Raw genomic sequence first — 18541 nt, 5'->3', positions numbered from 1 at the left:
AAAAAGTTAGTTTTTTTGCATGAATTCCTGAAGCATAAGCTCTAATCGATCTACTTTTTGTAAAATGTCCTGATTGGCTTGTTCTAATTCTTTAATCCTAGCTTCTTTTTCTTCGAGTTCTTTGTTTTGATCGATCACGTGCAAATACAACTCTTCTGTTTTCTCTAAAAGTTGTATCGATAGTTCAGACACATTAATCGCATATCCCTCTTCCGTTTTATTCAACTCGTGAATTGGCGTAATTCCAGGTAAATGGCGATTTGTTTTGATAAACTCTTCTACTACATCCAAACTCTTGAAGTTGTAATCATACTTCAAAGCAGAATAGCCATCAAAGTAATTTTCAAATACATAATCGGCATAGTAACTATTTACTGCTGTGATACTACCATTGACTCTTAACTTTTCACTTGGTGCATTGGAAGGCTCTGTAAATCCGATGCCCACCCATCCTTTAGTATAAATATTAGCCGTATTGGATGTTGCTATTTTTTGTGTCGCTGAATCATACCAAGGATGCTTATTAATAGACTCTAAATCAACCGTATGAATAATCTGTTCCTCATCCGTAAACAACAGGGAATTCGTATTAGCATCAAATTCTAATTTGGTTAACGATTCACTACCTCCTACTAAATCTGTTAGCTCTAAAACGGTCTTTTCTCCTTTCTCATTGGTGTAGGTTAAAATATGAGCCGCAGGATCATAAACCAACGTGGTTAACGTTTCTGTTCCTTTTACCAATACTTTAATATCAATTGGATGTAAATCTCCCGCTTCATCTTTATAGGTTAGCGTATAAATATCAACAATCTCTCCACTCTCCTCGCTCTCTTGCGTTACTATATTTTCAAGAACCGTTAACGTTTCATTTGCCTTTACTAAAGTAGGAATGTTTAATTGCGTTGCTGTATTATCCTCACTTGTATACGTGAATACACTATTTACATTCGTAAATGTAGTTACCGTTTCTTTATCCTTTACTAATGCTGGAATATCTACACTAACAGCTGTATTACCCTCATTGGTATACGTAAGTACGCCATTGACATTGGCTAAAGTAGTTACCGTTTCATGCATTCTGACAAGATCTCCAATGTTTACCATCACAGATTGCCCATTCCCATCAATATAAGTGAAATATTCTCCATCAAACTTAACATAGCCGTTAACCGTGATAAACTGTTTTAATAAATTCTCGACATTGGTATTTTCTATAATCGTCTCGAAATTCTGAATCACATCTGCAGGAATGTTAATCACAACTGGAGTGCCTTTCTCGTTATTATAGGTATACTTACCATTACCTGATGCGTCTTTGACTAAGGTAGTTTCCGTTTCATTTGCCTTTACTAATGCTGGAATATCTACAGTAACAGCTGTATTACCCTCATTGGTATACGTAAGTACGCCATTAACATTGGCTAAGGTGGTTAGCGTTTCATGGTCTTTAACTAATGTTTCAACCGTTACAGTAACTGGATCCTCATTCGCATCCAAATAAGTAAATGCATTTCCATCAAATTGAACTCCTCCGCCATTAACGGTAATGAATTGTTTTAATAAATTCTCGACATTGGTATCACCTATAATTGTCTCGAAATTCTGAATTACATCTGCAGGAATGTCAATCACAACTGGAATACCTTTCTCGTTATTATAGGTATACTTACCGTTACCTGATGCGTCTTTGACTAAGGTAGTTTCCGTTTCATTTGCCTTTACTAATGCTGGAATATCTACAGTAACAGCTGTATTACCCTCATTGGTATACGTAAGTACGCCATTAACATTGGCTAAGGTGGTTAGCGTTTCATGGTCTTTAACTAATGTTTCAACCGTTACAGTAACTGGATCCTCATTCGCATCCAAATAAGTAAATGCATTTCCATCAAATTGAACTCCTCCGCCATTAACGGTAATGAATTGTTTTAATAAATTCTCGACATTGGTATCACCTATAATTGTCTCGAAATTCTGAATTACATCTGCAGGAATGTCAATCACAACTGGAATACCTTTCTCGTTATTATAGGTATACTTACCGTTACCTGATGCGTCTTTGACTAAGGTAGTTTCCGTTTCATTTGCCTTTACTAATGCTGGAATGTTTAATTGCGTTGCTGTATTATCCTCACTTGTATACGTGAATACACTATTTACATTCGTAAATGTAGTTACCGTTTCTTTATCCTTTACTAATGCTGGAATATCTACAGTAACAGCTGTATTACCCTCATTGGTATACGTAAGTACGCCATTGACATTGGCTAAGGTGGTTAGCGTTTCATGGTCTTTAACTAATGTTTCAACCGTTACAGTAACTGGATCCTCATTCGCATCCAAATAAGTAAATGCATTTCCATCAAATTGAACTCCTCCGCCATTAACGGTAATGAATTGTTTTAATAAATTCTCGACATTGGTATCACCTATAATCGTCTCGAAATTCTGAATCACATCTGCAGGAATGTCAATCACAACTGGAGTGCCTTTCTCGTTATTATAGGTATACTTACCGTTACCTGATGCGTCTTTGACTAAGGTAGTTTCCGTTTCATTTGCCTTTACTAATGCTGGAATATCTACACTAACAGCTGTATTACCTTCATTGGTATAAGTTAATACGCCATTGACATTGGCTAAGGTGGTTAGCGTTTCATGGTCTTTAACTAATGTTTCAACCGTTACAGTAACTGGATCCTCATTCGCATCCAAATAAGTAAATGCATTTCCATCAAATTGAACTCCTCCGCCATTAACGGTAATGAATTGTTTTAATAAATTCTCGACATTGGTATCACCTATAATCGTCTCGAAATTCTGAATCACATCTGCAGGAATGTCAATCACAACTGGAATACCTTTCTCGTTATTATAGGTATACTTACCGTTACCTGATGCGTCTTTGACTAAGGTAGTTTCCGTTTCATTGGCCTTTACTAAAGTAGGAATGTTTAATTGCGTTGTTGTATTATCCTCACTTGTATACGTGAATACACTATTTACATTCGTGAATGTAGTTACCGTTTCTTTATCCTTTACTAATGCTGGAATATCTACACTAACAGCTGTATTACCCTCATTGGTATACGTAAGTACGCCATTGACATTGGCTAAGGTGGTTACCGTTTCATGGTCTTTAACTAATGTTTCAACCGTTACAGTAACTGGATCCTCATTCGCATCCAAATAAGTAAATGCATTTCCATCAAATTGAACTCCTCCGCCATTAACGGTAATGAATTGTTTTAATAAATTCTCGACATTGGTATCACCTATAATCGTCTCGAAATTCTGAATCACATCTGCAGGAATGTCAATCACAACTGGAGTGCCTTTCTCGTTATTATAGGTATACTTACCGTTACCTAATGCATCTTTAACTAAGGTAGTTTCCGTTTCATTTGCCTTTACTAATGCTGGAATATCTACACTAACAGCTGTATTACCCTCATTGGTATACGTAAGTACGCCATTGACATTGGCTAAGGTGGTTAGCGTTTCATGGTCTTTAACTAATGTTTCAACAGTTACAGTAACTGGATCCTCATTCGCATCCAAATAAGTAAATGCATTTCCATCAAATTGAACTCCTCCGCCATTAACGGTAATGAATTGTTTTAATAAATTCTCGACATTGGTATCACCTATAATCGTCTCGAAATTCTGAATCACATCTGCAGGAATGTCAATCACAACTGGAGTGCCTTTCTCGTTATTATAGGTATACTTACCGTTACCTAATGCATCTTTAACTAAGGTAGTTTCCGTTTCATTTGCCTTTACTAATGCTGGAATATCTACACTAACAGCTGTATTACCCTCATTGGTATACGTAAGTACGCCATTGACATTGGCTAAGGTGGTTAGCGTTTCATGGTCTTTAACTAATGTTTCAACCGTTACAGTAACTGGATCCTCATTCGCATCCAAATAAGTAAATGCATTTCCATCAAATTGAACTCCTCCGCCATTAACGGTAATGAATTGTTTTAATAAATTCTCGACATTGGTATCACCTATAATCGTCTCGAAATTCTGAATCACATCTGCAGGAATGTCAATCACAACTGGAGTGCCTTTCTCGTTATTATAGGTATACTTACCGTTACCTAATGCGTCTTTAACTAAGGTAGTTTCCGTTTCATTTGCCTTTACTAATGCTGGAATATCTACACTAACAGCTGTATTACCCTCATTGGTATACGTAAGTACGCCATTGACATTGGCTAAGGTGGTTAGCGTTTCATGGTCTTTAACTAATGTTTCAACCGTTACAGTAACTGGATCCTCATTCGCATCCAAATAAGTAAATGCATTTCCATCAAATTGAACTCCTCCGCCATTAACGGTAATGAATTGTTTTAATAAATTCTCGACATTGGTATCACCTATAATCGTCTCGAAATTCTGAATCACATCTGCAGGAATATCAATCACAACTGGAATACCTTTCTCGTTATTATAGGTATACTTACCGTTACCTGATGCGTCTTTGACTAAGGTAGTTTCCGTTTCATTTGCCTTTACTAATGCTGGAATATCTACAGTAACAGCTGTATTACCCTCATTGGTATACGTAAGTACGCCATTGACATTGGCTAAGGTGGTTAGCGTTTCATGGTCTTTAACTAATGTTTCAACCGTTACAGTAACTGGATCCTCATTCGCATCCAAATAAGTAAATGCATTTCCATCAAATTGAACTCCTCCGCCATTAACGGTAATGAATTGTTTTAATAAATTCTCGACATTGGTATCACCTATAATCGTCTCGAAATTCTGAATCACATCTGCAGGAATGTCAATCACAACTGGAATACCTTTCTCGTTATTATAGGTATACTTACCGTTACCTGATGCGTCTTTAACTAAGGTAGTTTCCGTTTCATTTGCCTTTACTAATGCTGGAATGTTTAATTGCGTTGCTGTATTATCCTCACTTGTATACGTGAATACATCATTTACATTCGTGAATGTAGTCACAGTCTCTTTATCCTTTACTAATGCTGGAATATCTACAGTAACAGCTGTATTACCCTCATTGGTATAAGTTAATACACCATTGACATTGGCTAAGGTGGTTAGCGTTTCATGGTCTTTAACTAATGTTTCAACCGTTACAGTAACTGGAACCTCATTCGCATCCAAATAAGTAAATGCATTTCCATCAAATTGAACTCCTCCGCCATTAACGGTAATGAATTGTTTTAATAAATTCTCGACATTGGTATCACCTATAATCGTCTCGAAATTCTGAATCACATCTGCAGGAATGTCAATCACAACTGGAGTGCCTTTCTCGTTATTATAGGTATACTTACCGTTACCTAATGCGTCTTTAACTAAGGTAGTTTCCGTTTCATTTGCCTTTACTAATGCTGGAATATCTACAGTAACAGCTGTATTAGCCTCATTGGTATACGTAAGTACTCCACTGGCATTGGCTAAAGTAGTTACCGTTTCTTTATCCTTTACTAATGCTGGAATATCTACAGTAACAGCTGTATTACCCTCATTGGTATAAGTTAATACGCCATTGACATTGGCTAAGGTGGTTACCGTTTCATGGTCTTTAACTAATGTTTCAACCGTTACAGTAACTGGAACCTCATTCGCATCCAAATAAGTAAATGCATTTCCATCAAATTGAACTCCTCCGCCATTAACGGTAATGAATTGTTTTAATAAATTCTCAACATTGGTATCACCTATAATTGTCTCGAAATTCTGAATCACATCTGCAGGAATATCAATCACAACTGGAATACCTTTCTCGTTATTATAGGTATACTTACCGTTACCTGATGCGTCTTTGACTAAGGTAGTTTCCGTTTCATTTGCCTTTACTAATGCTGGAATGTTTAATTGCGTTGCTGTATTATCCTCACTTGTATACGTGAATACATCATTTACATTCGTGAATGTAGTCACAGTCTCTTTATCCTTTACTAATGCTGGAATATCTACAGTAACAGCTGTATTACCCTCATTGGTATAAGTTAATACACCATTGACATTGGCTAAGGTGGTTAGCGTTTCATGGTCTTTAACTAATGTTTCAACCGTTACAGTAACTGGAACCTCATTCGCATCCAAATAAGTAAATGCATTTCCATCAAATTGAACTCCTCCGCCATTAACGGTAATGAATTGTTTTAATAAATTCTCGACATTGGTATCACCTATAATCGTCTCGAAATTCTGAATCACATCTGCAGGAACGTCAATCACTACAGCATTACCCGCCTCATTCTTATAGGTGTACTGACCGTTACCTGATGCGTCTTTGACTAAAGTAGTTATTGTTTCATTGGCCTTGATTATCGGACCTAAATCTATCGTATGTGTACCCGTCGCATCCACGTAAGTGAAACTCGTTCCGTCATAGTGAACATTCCCTCCTACAGTGTTGATGATCGTATTTAAGATTTCTTGAACATCTGTATTGTTCAGAATATCTTCAAAGTTGTTGATCACATCGGCTTGAACGTCAATCATCACAGCATTACCCGCCTCATTCTTATAGGTGTACTGACCGTTACCTGATGCGTCTTTGACTAAGGTAGTTATTGTTTCATTGGCCTTGATTATCGGACCTAAATCTATCGTATGTGTACCAGTGGCATCCACGTAAGTGAAACTCGTTCCGTCATAGTAAACGTTCCCTCCTACAGTGTTGATGATCGTATTTAAGATTTCTTGAACATCTGTATTGTTCACGATATCTTCAAAGTTGTTGATCACATCGGCTTGAACGTCAATCACTACAGCATTACCCGCCTCATTCTTATAGGTGTACTGACCGTTACCTGATGGGTCTTTGACTAAGGTAGTTATTGTTTCATTGGCCTTGATTATCGGACCTAAATCTATCGTATGCGTACCAGTCGCATCCACGTAAGTGAAACTCGTTCCGTCATAGTGAACATTCCCTCCTACAGTGTTAATGATCGTATTTAAGATTTCTTGAACATCTGTATTGTTCACGATATCTTCAAAGTTGTTGATCACATCGGCCTGAACGTCAATCACCACAGCATTACCCGCCTCATTCTTATAGGTGTACTGACCGTTACCTGATGCGTCTTTGACTAAGGTAGTTATTGTTTCATTGGCCTTGATTATCGGACCTAAATCTATCGTATGTGTACCAGTGGCATCCACGTAAGTGAAACTCGTTCCGTCATAGTGAACGTTCCCTCCTACAGTGTTGATGATCGTATTTAAGATTTCTTGAACATCTGTATTGTTCAGAATATCTTCAAAGTTGTTGATCACATCGGCCTGAACGTCAATCACCACAGCATTACCCGCCTCATTCTTATAGGTGTACTGACCGTTACCTGATGCGTCTTTGACTAATGTAGTTATTGTTTCATTGGCCTTGATTATCGGACCTAAATCTATCGTATGTGTACCAGTGGCATCCACGTAAGTGAAACTCGTTCCGTCATAGTGAACGTTCCCTCCTACAGTGTTGATGATCGTATTTAAGATTTCTTGAACATCTGTATTGTTCAGAATATCTTCAAAGTTGTTGATCACATCGGCTTGAACGTCAATCATCACAGCATTACCCGCCTCATTCTTATAGGTGTACTGACCGTTACCTGATGCGTCTTTGACTAATGTAGTTATTGTTTCATTGGCCTTTACAAGTGTTGAAATGTTAATGGTTTCTGTTGTACCATCTGGTTTAAGATAAGTAAAGGAATTTCCATCAAAGTATACATTTCCCCCAACATTTTTGACAATGGTATTAATAATTTCCTGTACCTCTGTATTGTTGATAATTTCTTGGAAATTATGAATGACATCTCCCTTTACATCAATTATAACCTCATCGCCTACTTCATTCGTATAGGTGTATTTTCCATTACCTGAAACATCTTTGATTAAAGTAGTCACGATGTTTAATTTTTCAACATCGATCGATACAAAATCATCATTTTCATCGTATAGCTTTAGCAAGCCATTTTCTACAATAAAACTCTTGTTTTTTGTACCGCTCCATTCTTTCCCTTCTAACTCCGTCAACAATCGATTCCATGCTCCATTTTTCCAAAAATAGTACCCTGGTATTAATACTCCATCACTGGTAATATTGTATACCAATAAACTTTCAACATTTCCATTGTCTATTGTTATATCGTCTGTCAGGTTTTTTAGTGTTATTTGAGGGATTAAAACCCCTCTTTTATCAGAAGATATCTCAAGTTGAGAGGATGGATTAGGGGTAGTGGTTCCTATTCCAACTTGAGCGTAACTTACTGCCCCAGTGCAAAAAGCACCGAGTAAAATCCATCTCTTTTTCATGTGATTAGCTATTTAAATTATGTTTTTCTGTGTATTACATTTCGAGTATAATAAATTCACTTCGTCTATTTTCTTGGTGTTCTGTAGCTGTACAGGGTACACCATTACTACATTTGTTTAACAATTGACTTTCACCATACCCTTTTCCTGTCAAGCGACTTGGGTTAATACCTTGTTCAATCATCCACTTCATCGTAGATTTTACACGACGATCCGATAGCGTTCGGTTATACTCGTCATTACCTCTACTATCCGTATGAGAACGAACATCGATTTTTATCGAAGGATATTCTTTCATTACCTCTACTACTTTCATTAGCTCAATCGAAGCATCTCTACGGATATTCGATTTATCAAAATCAAAGTAAATGGGTTGTAATTGTAGTTTTTTAAATAAATCATCTTGTAAGCCAATTGGTTTTTCTGCTTTTTCTAAGCCGATATTCACTGTTTTAACCCCTGGTTCGCGGTTTAAATTAAAGGCTACTTCAACAGTATTATACAATTCTTTTCCTGCTTTGATGCGGTATTTATACCCACAATCTAGGAGTGAAGTGATATAATATCCTTTATTATTCGTATAAAGTGTATCTGATTTTTGATATAAAGCATCGGATATAACAATTAAGGTATTTGCTAATACTTCGTTGGTATCTTTATCATACACCATACCTTCAATCGTTTGCTTACAAGCTTTTTCTGCTAGGAAGTAAATATCATCTGCTCCTTGTCCATCCGCGCGATTAGAACTAATGAATCCTTTATTTTGTTTTGGATCTAAGTAGAATCCAAAATCATCCATGTTACTATTGATGGGCGTTCCCATATTCACTACTGGACCAAAACTTCCGTTGGGATACAGTTTAGCAACAAACACATCCAATCCTCCTAATCCAAGATGGCCATCGGACGAAAAATACAATTGATAATCGGACGAAATGAAAGGAAAACTCTCTCTTCCTTCGGTATTGATTGTATGTCCTAAATTTTCAATGGAACCATATCCTCCATTTTCATAAAGAGCCACGCGAAATAAATCGGATTGACCAACCGTACCTTTTCTGTCCGATACGAAATACAACCATTTATCATCTGGTGTTAAAGCGGGGTGGGCAGTATTGAAATTATCTGAGTTAAACGGCAATTCTACTACTTGTCCCCATCTTCCATCTTCCTGCTTTTCTGCCTTGTATAATTTCAACAAAGAGGTTTTATTTTTATTTTTTTTAATATTTCCGCTTTTCTTGGAATTATTTCGCGTAAAATACATGGTTTTTCCGTCCTGAGTAAAGACAGCAGTAGCATCATTTACTTTCGAGTCAATCTCTGGTGCAAACAGAACAGGTTCTTCAAAACCATTAGGTCCTATGGTTGAACGATACAAACTAGTATAGCTTTCATTGGTCCAGGTATGGATGTAATTATCGTTGAGTGAATCGGTTGCAGTTGCTCTTGCAGAGGTAAAGACAAACTGATCGCCGACTATTGTTCCCCCATAATCGGAATACGCTGAATTCCAATCCAAAACTGTAATATTATATCGATCGGCTTGATTTTCAATATGCGTTAAATAGTCGCGATTTTTGTTATACAAATCAGTTCGAGAATCTTCTTGCTCTAAAGAAGCAAACTGATCCATCATCTGTTTTGATTTTTTATAGTCCTGTACTGCTTTTAAAGTTTGCGCATAACGATAATAGTATTCTGAAGGTAATTTAGCAATGTTCTTATCCTCATATTCTCCTTCAAATAACTTAGTATACCATTTGTTGGCTTCTACTAATTTTCCATTAAAGTAATACGCATCTCCTAAGTTTTGTAAAACAGAGACATTGATATATCCTTTTTCTGCAATGCGTTCGTATACTTTGATTGCATCTACATAAGCCAGGCGATCAAAACTCTTATCGGCTTGTTTCTCTTTCTTTAGTTGACCGTAGCTTGAAACGCTGAAGCTTAATGCCACAGACAGAACTCCTACTTGTATTATTTTTCTTACCATCCTTATATCTTTTAGAAGAACCTTGGCGCAGCAACGCGCTTATAGCTATTAAACAAAGTAAATCGCATAAAAACTTCATGAGACCCTGAATTATAACGGGCCAATTTGGATGTTTCCGCATCATAGCTATAACCAACCATAATATTGTCCGATACTTGAAACCCCACTAAACCACTCACTGCAGCATCCCATCGATAAGCAACTCCAGCTGTAAACTTATCTACAAACATGAAATTTGCAGATACATCCATTTGCAAAGGTGATCCTTGTTCCATTTTCACCATTGCTGCAGGTTTGAACTTGATATCTCGATTCAAATCAAACACATATCCCCCTGTTACATATAGGTGCATTTTCTCGCGCATTGTTTTCACACTATTATCGTCATAGCGTGAACGAGTTAATAACGTAGGCACAGAAACTCCTACATACGCCTTTGTTGAATACAGGAATAATCCCGCTCCTATATTGGGTGTAAATTCATTTGTAATATCATCTTCTACCACAGGATCTGTTGGATTGTAAATATGTAGTTTGCTGTAATTAACATCCAACAAATTGGCAGACCCTTTCAATCCGAAAGCCAATTTATACTCATAGTTTAAATCCACTGCATATGATAAATCAACAGACAAGGTATTATCATCCATCACCCCTAAGTGATCATTGACAAAACTCACCCCTAATCCCAATCCTGACTCACCCAAAGGAGTATTCACCGACAAGGTAGCTGTTTTAGGAGCCCCTTCTAGCCCAACCCATTGGGTGCGATACAAACCAAAAATATTCAACCCTTCGCTACTTCCAGCATAAGCCGGGTTAATGTTCGAATGATTGTACATATACTGTGTATATTGTGGATCTTGTTGTGCATAGGATTGTTCTATACAAAACAAACCTACCCCTCCAAGAACAAATGTCTTTATTGTGTTTTTTAGTCTCATCTATTTTGGGATTTAATTGGTCTCTAAATGTAAATTAGCAGCCTTCTTAATCATGCGACTACCATTCGCATCTTGGTATTCGTAAGTCACTACATAGTAATAGGTTCCACTTGGTAATTTTTTACTTTTATCCACCGTAATTTTACCTCCTGAATATCCTGTAAAAACGTTTGAACTTCCATCGCCATTCGGATCATAGCCTGTTGTTTCATATACCTTTACTCCCCAACGGTTATAAATCTCTACCCGGTTATTCGGATGTTTTTTGATGTTCTCAATAATGAAGTAGTCATTTTTACCGTCGCCATCTGGTGTAACCAAATTATAAATCACAACATCGCCTTCTATAATCCAATCTCGTTTGACCGTCGCTAAAGTGAAATATCCAAAATCTTTAATTTCCGCTACAGTAGTAACTCTTTTCAAAGACATATCCACGACTCCCCCTTCATCTACCCATATTTGTTGTTTAGCATCCCAGCGCACAATGTGTAATTCTTCTTCTGCATTTTCGAGTAATTCAGAGGGCGTAATTTCCTCATTCCATTCTAAACTCAACACCACCATATTGGGTTGCTTCAAATTTCCTTCCAATCGCCAGTACTCTTTTTCGTTTAAAACCTTAATTAGCCCACTTGTATTCTTATGTGTAGCAAAAAAAGAAGCATCTTCTAAATAGTATTGCCCTACAATTGTTGCATTAATATTATCTGGTGCACTAATCAACGCTGGACGGAAGTTATTTTTATCCCCAATAGGGTACTCAAAGCGATCATTGCCCTTTTTCTCTACCGCACCTTCCACAAAACTCTGATTGCCAACATTCTCGTGTTGAGCCCCAGCAAGGAAAGTAACCATACCATGAGACAGTGAAGTGGTCTCATTTTTTGTTGGATCTACCTTTACAATACCATTTTTAAAATGAGCCATCCCCGCAATGTCAATATTGCTTTTTAAATCAAAAGCAACTCCATTTAACTCACTATCAAATTCCACATTGTAGAACGAGGCTAAATTATTCCCTGAAATGCGTTTAGCCTGCGTAGCGTTACTTAAAATAAAATAAGTAGAGGAACTTTTCAGTGACGAAGAAATCCCATAATAACCATCATTCGCAAAATCCTTATAATAATACGCACTTCCATCATTCACAAAACTACCAGAGGCTGTATTTGTAAAATCAAACCGAGTAGATAAAATGGTTTCTGGACGAACAATGAATAAACCTGTATTAACGAGCTGGATGTTCTCCGATCCCTCTTGCCCATAGGATAAGCTGTGAACACAGACAAGTAGTAATGAGGTTAATTTTAAATAATGCTGACTCATATAAATTTTATTTAATGGTTGGTATTCAGGTCTATCGCTTAGTATTGCTGTACTTTTCAATATATTGAATCACTAAATCATATCATAATTTTAATATATAAATACTAAAATTTACATAAATTTAAATAAAAAAATGAACAAACCGACAATCTAACAAAATAATAAAGTCAAGTTAATTTAATAATAACATTAAAAAATACCACCTATTTAACCAAAAAATAACACAAATTCATTAAAATACACGATATTTAACAAATTAAACAATGCTTTTACTCAAAAGCTAATTTTATGATAATTTTATTTTTATTTAAAAAAGCTGATTTTCTACCTATAAAAAAATTAAAACATCAAAATCAACAGAGTATCTTTATTTCATAAAAAAAACCACTAATAAACAAGTTTGTTTCTAGTGGTTTTCGATAGGTCTATGTTTTATTTTTTATAAGCGAGAAGCATTTCTCTTTTCCCAGGAGGCCCTGGTACAATTTCGATGGTAAATCCAGCCGTTTTCATATTTCGCTTAATTGGGTTTCGACAAGCATACGTTACTAAAACTCCGCCTGGCCTTAAACTGTCATACGCTGTTTTAAAAATCGCTTCAGACCACAAATGAGGCTGAAATTGATACCCAAAAACATCAAAATAAACGACGTCAAAATCGCATTTTTGTATTTTTACTGTCTCGAATGTAGCATTGAGTTTATGCACATTTACTTGCGGATGTAATGACACCTCCCTATTCCAAGGCACTCGATGCAACGCCTTAAATAGATCTTCTCCTTCTTGAAATTCTGGTAAAAGTGAAGGAAAAGTCAACAACTCATATTCTTCATGTAGTAATGGAAACGCTTCAATGGAGTAATACACTACTTTTTTTTGTTTGGGCACTGTTGTTGCCATGGTTAAAAAGGCATTCAACCCCGTTCCTAAACCGAACTCCAGTATTTTTATTTCTTCTTGGTCCATAAACTTCATCAGTCCTTGTTCGATGTAGACATGGTTAGATTCTTGTATCGCCCCATGAATGGAGTGATAGGTTTCTCCCCATTCTTCAACTTCTAAGGAATGAGATCCATCTGAAGTGACTATAATCTTTCTCTTCATTATTCAATTAAGGAATCAATAATTTTTTTATTCTCGGTATAGGTCCACCGCATTTCTTTTGATGACAATTTAAACAAGCTTCCACAATGGCATTGAATTTGTCTTTGGTCTGCTCCTTGGGATCCGCATAAAACTCTTCTTCTACGCGAATAAAAGCTTTCGCTTGCGTTTCGAAAAACAAATCTTTATCAGACGGATCCGTCATCACTGCAGTAAACAACCGCTGATGAATACTAGGCATCTCCCCTTCAATGGCTAATCCCTTGACAATACGCTCTCGAATACGTTGATTATCCACATACATCTGTTCCATTAAAGCTGCCATTTCTGACATCTCATACAGCTGGAAGGTAGTCTCTGTTTGCGGTGTTTTTACTTGTTCTTCTACTCGTTGTTCTTTTTTACAACTTACACCAAGCAAAAGAAATGACAAAACAAGTCCCAATCGAATCATAGCTCCCCTATTTAACAATTGCAATACCCTCTGCCTCGAAAGAATATGTCACCTTAGGTTCCGTAATGGCTGCAATTTCAGCTTCACTCTTTCCTGCATCTTTAGCATAGTGCTTTAACTCATCAATAGACACTACAGATACAAAAGCTTTTCCTTGCATAACTACTTCATGCCCTGCTGCGTTCATAGGTGCAAAAAAACCATAATCTTTAAAGCGAACAAAGCTACTTTTCTCCTGATCCAAAGCTACTTGCATCCAACATCCCTTTTTCTGACATACTTCTTTAATAGTAGAGGTAAAAGCCACGTGTAAGGTATCTCCCTCTTTTAAATGGTCATATTTTTTCCACATGTCTTCTTTAGACAAAACGGTTTGTTTTGCATCCAAATCTTGTCCAAAAGTTTCATATTCTTTTGCAAGAACAGTCGCTACTTCTTGATCTGCCTGTTTTTCTTGTTTCTTTGTACAACTAGTTGTTGCTAAAGCTAATAATCCTAAAGTTAATACGAAGTATTTCATCTGATTGTGTTACTATATAATTCGATCAAAGATAATTAAAAAATAAAATGAAAATATAAAGTTCAACATCCCCTTGCGCTTAAACTAGTTCTTTACTCCTGCTGACACAATCCTATTCAAAGTCCCACAAGGCTCTTTCATTCCTGTTAATCACCTAAACAAATAGCACAAACGAGTCTTTAACCAACAATTCATCCTTTATTAGATTTAAATGAGAATAAGACAACTATTACTCCTAATAGTAATGCATGTGAAAATAAAAAACGGTTTTGATTGGATATCAAACTACAGCCAGTCTAAGTAAATCAAAAAAATAAACTAAAAACGAAGAGTTTACACAAACAAATTGAAAGTATACTAAATTTTCTCAAGTTTTTTTTTGATAATATAATATTTTATTCAGCTACATAAATAATCTACAAATTAAATTGATAAATAGCGACTTTTTTTGCTATTTTTGTAAGGCAGTAAAAAAAACTGCTGGAACGTTTTATTTAATACAACAACAACTTTTAAAAAAATACTATAAAATGAGTTTAGAAACAAAATTTGAACTTTCTATTGACAAGATAGAAAAGTCTAGAGTCGATTCAATTGATTTCGAGAATGTAAAATTTGGATCTATTTTCACGGATCATATGTTGGTTTGTCATTATAAAGATGGTAAATGGGGAAAAGTGGAAATCAAACCTTATGGACCAATGAGTTTCGCACCTTCAATTAACGTGTTCCACTACGGACAAGCAATTTTTGAAGGGATGAAAGCGTACAAAGACAGCAACGACGACGTATGGTTATTCCGTCCACGCGAGAACTGGGCTCGTTTTAATAAATCTGCAGAACGTATGGCTATGCCACACATCGATGAAGAAAGATTTATTGATGGTTTAAAGGCACTTTTAAATTTAGATAGAGAATGGGTAAGAAAAGGAGAAGGAAACTCGTTATACTTACGTCCATTTATGGTTGGTACACACGAAGGTGTTGTTGCTGGTCCGTCTAGCGAATTTATGTTCTGCGTAATTTGTTCTCCTGCTCGTACTTACTACTCAGGAAAAGTAAAAGTACAAGTTGCAGAGCACTATAGCCGTGCAGCTAACGGAGGTGTTGGTTACACTAAATGTTCAGGAAACTACGGTGGACAATTCTACCCTACTCAATTGGCTCAAAAAGAAGGATACCAACAAATAATCTGGACAGATGATGCTACACATACAAAATTAGAAGAAGCTGGAACAATGAACGTATTCTTCAGAATTGGAGATACTTTAATTACAGCTCCTACTAGCGAGCGAATCTTAGATGGAGTAACAAGAAAAAGTTTAATTGACATTGCTAAAAGCAAAGGAATTAACGTTGAAGTTCGCTCTATCGTTGTTCAAGAGTTATTAGATGCTCACGCTAAAGGTGAATTACTAGAAATCTTTGGTGCTGGAACTGCCGTAACAATCGGACAAATTGAAGGTTTTGCTTACCAACAAAAATACTGCGAACTGCCAAATGTGAAAGATGAAGATTCTTACGCTATCATGTTGAAAACAAACTTACAAGGTATTCAACAAAAAGCAATTGAAGACACTTTCAACTGGACAGAAAAAATATAATGATCCTTTTAGGATACTATTTCAAAAACGGCGGGCTTCCTGCCGTTTTTTTATGCGCTATATTGGAGGTTTTTACTTATTTTTGCTAAAATCTTTATTATGTTTACACCAGGGCAAATCCAATTCGCACTTTTTTTTATTGTTACTTTCACGATCATCCTAATTATCATGTATCGTAAGGATCTTAATCTTCATCGAAAATATTATAAAAATAGATTGTGGATTTTGCTCGCTTTTTTAGCCTTTATCGGTTCTCTATTCATCTTAAAGAATGTGCTTAAATAATTTTTAACCTAAGGTGTCTACTGCTTACTATGAAAATTCTCAAGTATTTCCTTCTGCTTATTACCCTACTATGCATTTCGCTTATTGTTTTTGTATTAACACAAAGTGGTAATTTCAAAATAACGAAATCCTTTGAATTAGATGCTCCTCAACCCATTGTTTATCAATACATCCAAAACTTAGACAACTGGAGCGATTGGATTGCAACTGAAAAGCTAGCCAATGGGGTATACGCAATTGATTTACCCAATATAGGCTCTTACCAAATTAAAAAAGAATACGAGAAACTCAATGATAGTATTTCTCAAGATATTCTCTATGACAATAAATTATCTAATATTATCTGGCGTTTTAGCAGTGTAGGACAAAAAACAAAAGTCGATTTTTCCTTTGAAGGATCTATTGATCTTAGAACCAAGATTCTTACCTTTTTTTCAGGCTCTCCAAATAAAGTAGTTGGTGAAGCCATGGATAAAAATATCAATTCTTTGATTGTATTCTTTATAAAACAATACAAAGAATACGATTTAACTACCACAGGAATTAGCACAAAAACTACGTTGCGTTATATTTACCTCAACGGAACTTCAGATTATACAGAAATCAAACCTTCTATAGAGGCTTTAAACGCTAAATTAACGGAATTTTGTACGGCTCATCAGATTACAGTTGACAAAACACCATTACTTATTTTTGACAATACCCCACTGACACAAAAACTATCCTTTCAATATGGATTTAAATTACAAGATTCTATTTTCTTAAATGAAGAAGAACAATTTAAAACCGCCACTTTAGAGGCTAATTCTTATTTTGAGAGCACTGTTTCTGGTTATTATTCCCATTTGCCTAAAGCACTTAAAGAAATAAGATCCATCGTCAGTAAATCAGAAGTATTTACGAATAATCCAAACGGAAAAATGATTATTGAATTAAATCAATCGTCTTTTGACAATCGTCTACCTTCCGCTTGGAAAACAACCTTACTGATTCCCATCCTACAAAATCAACAGCCAACGACGGTCAATGATAGCATAAGACGCACGTATACGCGTACTTACTCCGCAACACCTAAAGAAGAAAATACAACAGATACTCCTCCAACAACGACAACGACAAGAGAACAAGAGGAAACCAACGGATAAAAAAAAGAGAATCTAAATTAGATTCTCTTTTTTTTATCCTTCACTTGCCAATAAAGCTTTGGCACGTTCTAAATCTTCTGGTGTATCAATTCCGACTCCAAGGTGATGTGAAATGGCCATTTTAATGCGCTTTCCATATTCCAAATAACGCAACTGCTCCAGTTTTTCTGTTGCTTCTAGGAATTTCATCGGCCAAGTTGTAAACGCTAACAAAGCTTCTCTTCGAAAAGCATATACCCCTATATGTTGATAGTATTGTACGGCTGTTTCTTTATCTCTGGGGTAAGGAATAACGGAACGAGAGAAGTACAACGCCATCATATTTTCATCAATTACAACTTTTACATTGTTTGGGTTTTCAATAATCGCCCAATCATCAATGGGAGTCATCAAGGAAGCTAAATCAACTTGTTTTTCGCTGTCTTCTATAAAAATTTGAATCAGCTGTTCTAGATTTTCTTTGTTGACAAACGGTTCATCGCCTTGTACATTAATCACAATGTCTGCTTCTATAGCTGCAACAGCTTCAGCAATACGATCACTGCCACTTTCGTGTTCTTTTACACTGCGAACCACTTTACCTCCGTGTTGTAGAATCTCATCAAAAATCAAAGGTGAATCCGTCACTACAAATACATCATCAAAAAGCCCTGTGGCTACAGTTGCTTCATACGTTCTTCGAATAATGGTTTTCCCTCCCAATTCCTGCATTAATTTCGCAGGAAAACGCGTAGAGGCATAACGTGCCGGAATAACCGCAATTACTTTCATACTCGTTGTATTAATTTCATTCAAAGATAAGAGATTTCGAGAATCTCTAACAAAAATATCC

The 18541-nt window shown here is 36.1% G+C and carries 10 protein-coding genes; 2 read left to right on the top strand and 8 right to left on the bottom strand.

The features are described from left to right. Nucleotides 1-6: 6 nt before the first annotated feature. The 7 genes from FBR08_RS11665 to FBR08_RS11635 all read right to left on the bottom strand — a co-directional run bounded on the left by FBR08_RS11665 (nucleotide 7) and on the right by FBR08_RS11635 (nucleotide 14675). Nucleotides 7-8322, bottom strand: a complete 8316-nt coding sequence (locus FBR08_RS11665) for a beta strand repeat-containing protein (RefSeq protein ID WP_158962870.1) — start codon at nucleotides 8320-8322, stop codon at nucleotides 7-9. Nucleotides 8323-8356: 34 nt separating this feature from the next. Continuing rightward, on the bottom strand, nucleotides 8357-10324 hold the full coding sequence (locus tag FBR08_RS11660) for an OmpA family protein (RefSeq protein WP_158962869.1): 1968 nt from the start codon (nucleotides 10322-10324) through the stop codon (nucleotides 8357-8359). 11 nt (nucleotides 10325-10335) lie between these two features. Then, a complete protein-coding gene (locus FBR08_RS11655; RefSeq protein ID WP_158962868.1) occupies nucleotides 10336-11268 on the bottom strand; it encodes a PorP/SprF family type IX secretion system membrane protein in 933 nt (310 codons plus the stop codon). 12 nt (nucleotides 11269-11280) lie between these two features. Continuing rightward, complete coding sequence (locus tag FBR08_RS11650; RefSeq protein WP_158962867.1) at nucleotides 11281-12597, bottom strand: gliding motility-associated C-terminal domain-containing protein; 1317 nt, start codon at nucleotides 12595-12597, stop codon at nucleotides 11281-11283. Between the two features lie 432 nt (nucleotides 12598-13029). Then, a complete protein-coding gene (gene mnmD / locus FBR08_RS11645) occupies nucleotides 13030-13701 on the bottom strand; it encodes a tRNA (5-methylaminomethyl-2-thiouridine)(34)-methyltransferase MnmD (RefSeq protein WP_158962866.1) in 672 nt (223 codons plus the stop codon). Nucleotides 13702-13708: 7 nt separating this feature from the next. Then, a complete protein-coding gene (locus FBR08_RS11640) occupies nucleotides 13709-14155 on the bottom strand; it encodes a hypothetical protein (RefSeq protein ID WP_233266105.1) in 447 nt (148 codons plus the stop codon). 7 nt (nucleotides 14156-14162) lie between these two features. After that, complete coding sequence (locus FBR08_RS11635) at nucleotides 14163-14675, bottom strand: DUF4920 domain-containing protein (RefSeq protein ID WP_158962865.1); 513 nt, start codon at nucleotides 14673-14675, stop codon at nucleotides 14163-14165. 530 nt (nucleotides 14676-15205) lie between these two features. Here FBR08_RS11635 and FBR08_RS11630 point away from each other — a divergent pair. Both FBR08_RS11630 and FBR08_RS11620 read left to right on the top strand, forming a co-directional pair. Further along, nucleotides 15206-16279 (top strand): branched-chain amino acid aminotransferase, encoded by a 1074-nt coding sequence (locus tag FBR08_RS11630; protein ID WP_158962864.1) that lies wholly within the window; start codon nucleotides 15206-15208, stop codon nucleotides 16277-16279. A 314-nt stretch (nucleotides 16280-16593) separates the two neighbouring features. Beyond that, nucleotides 16594-17709 (top strand): hypothetical protein, encoded by a 1116-nt coding sequence (locus tag FBR08_RS11620; RefSeq protein WP_158962862.1) that lies wholly within the window; start codon nucleotides 16594-16596, stop codon nucleotides 17707-17709. A 33-nt stretch (nucleotides 17710-17742) separates the two neighbouring features. Here FBR08_RS11620 and kdsB read toward each other — a convergent pair whose 3' ends face one another. Further along, nucleotides 17743-18480, bottom strand: coding sequence for a 3-deoxy-manno-octulosonate cytidylyltransferase (gene kdsB, locus FBR08_RS11615; protein ID WP_158964277.1), 738 nt, complete (start codon nucleotides 18478-18480; stop codon nucleotides 17743-17745). Between the last annotated feature and the right edge of the window lie 61 nt (nucleotides 18481-18541).

Origin of the sequence: Myroides fluvii, assembly GCF_009792295.1 — a bacterium.
Classification (GTDB): Bacteria; Bacteroidota; Bacteroidia; order Flavobacteriales; family Flavobacteriaceae; genus Flavobacterium; species Flavobacterium fluvii_A.
This window is presented reverse-complemented; position numbering and strand designations above follow the sequence as displayed.